Source organism: Streptomyces avidinii (assembly GCF_014650695.1).
In the GTDB taxonomy this organism is placed as follows: Bacteria; Actinomycetota; Actinomycetes; order Streptomycetales; family Streptomycetaceae; genus Streptomyces; species Streptomyces avidinii.
In genome coordinates this window covers 1-1,909 of the sequence record NZ_BMVL01000051.1, presented here as the reverse complement: position 1 = coordinate 1,909, position 1,909 = coordinate 1, and the positions used below count along the sequence as shown (strand labels likewise).

The window sequence follows — 1,909 nt, the reverse complement described above, 5'->3', positions numbered from 1 at the left end:
TGCCAGGCCTTCGCGGAAGTCCTCCGGGTGCCCGAAGTCGGGGTCGACGACGACTTCTTCGCCCTCGGAGGCCACTCCCTGCTTGCGGTCCACCTGGTCGAGGTCCTGCGCAAGCACGGGGTGTCGGTCTCGGTCCGCGCGCTGTTCGACACGCCGACCCCGGTCGGGCTCGCGGCCTCGGCGGGTGTGGAGGCCGTAGCCGTACCGGCGAATCTGATTCCCGCCGACGCGGTGGAGATCACCCCCGAACTGCTGCCCCTGGTCGACCTGACCGCGGAGGAGATCGAGCGGATCGTCGCCACGGTCGAAGGCGGCGCGGCGAACGTGGCGGACATCTATCCGCTGGCGCCGCTGCAGGAGGGCCTGCTCTTCCACCACCTGATGGCGGAGGGCGGCGAGGACGCCTACCTGATGCCGGTAGTCCTGGAGATGGACTCGCCGGAGCGGGTGGAGGAGTTCGCCCGTGCTTTCCAGCTGGTCGTGGACCGGCATGACATCCTGCGGACGTCCTTCGTGTGGGAGGGGCTGCGCGAGCCGGTCCAGGTGGTGTGGCGCAAGGCCGTGCTGCCCGTGATCGAGGTGGACCTGGACCCCGCGGCTGCGGACCCCGCCGCCGCGCTGCAGGCGGCCGTGGGATTGTCGATGGACCCGGGCCGGGCGCCGCTGGTCAGCGTGCACGCGGCCGCGCTGCCGGACGGGGAGCGCCGGCTGGCGCTGCTGCGCCTGCACCACCTGGTCCAGGACCACACGGCCCTCGAGGTCCTCCTGCACGAGGTGCAGATGTTCCTGGCCGGGCGCGGTGACGAGCTGGAGCCCTCCCTGCCGTTCCGTGACTTCGTCGCGCAGGTGCGCGGCGGTGTGGACCGGGCCGAGCACGAGCGGTACTTCGCCGAGCTGCTCGGCGACGTGACGGAGCCGACGGCCCCCTACGGGCTGGTCGACGTACGCGGTGACGGCACCGATGTGGAGCGTGCCGTGGTGCCGCTCGCGCCGGAGGTCGTCGCACAGCTGCGGTCCGTGGCGCGCCGGGTCGGGACCAGTGCGGCGACGGTGCTGCACGTGGCGTGGGCGCGGGTGCTGGCCGCGGTCAGCGGCCGCGACGACGTGGTCTTCGGCACGGTGCTCTTCGGCCGGATGAACGCGGGCGCGGGCGCCGACCGGGTGGCCGGGCTCTACATGAACACGCTCCCGGTGCGGGTGCGCACGGGTGAACTGGGCGCGCTCGAGGCGGTGACCGCGATGCGCGGCCAGCTGGCCGGGTTGCTGGAGCACGAGCACGCCTCGCTGGCCCTGGCCCAGCAGGCCAGTGGCCTCGCGGGCAACACCCCCGTGTTCACCTCACTGCTCAACTACCGCCACAACAGCGGCAGGGACGACGCGCCCGAGGGCGGAGGGGCTCCGGAGGGCATCCGGGTGCTGTCCTCGCGGGAGCGTACGAGCTACCCGCTCGGCGTGTCCGTCGACGACAACGGCGACTCGATGTCGCTGGCGGTGGACGCCGTCACCCCGATCGACGCCGCGGCCGTGGGGGCGCTCCTACGCACGGCCGTCGAGAGGCTCGTTCCCCTGGTCGAGCAGGCGCTCGACGGCGGACCGGACACGGCGCTCGGCAGCGTCCACGTCCTGGCTGCCGAGGAGCTGCGGCGACTGCTGGTGGAGTGGAACGACACCGCGGCCGAGGTCGCGCCGTCGACGCTCCCCGAGCTGTTCGCGGCACAGGTGGCACGCACCCCGGAGGCGACCGCGGTCGTCTTCGAGGGCGCGGAGCACTCGTACGCGGAGCTGGACGCTCGGGCGAACCGCCTGGCCCGGCTGCTGCTGTCGCGGGGCGTCACCACGGGCTCCGTGGTCGGCGTCCGCCTGGAGCGCGGTGTCGAGCTGGTCGTGGCACTGCTGGCCGTGCTGAAGG

The 1,909-nt window shown here is 73.2% G+C and carries 1 protein-coding gene; it reads left to right on the top strand.

Going from position 1 to position 1,909, the window contains the following annotated elements; genetic code table 11:
- Positions 1-27: 27 nt before the first annotated feature.
- Positions 28-1,909: condensation domain-containing protein (locus tag IE257_RS37670; RefSeq protein WP_229920914.1), on the top strand; the 1,882-nt coding region annotated here is incomplete at its 3' end.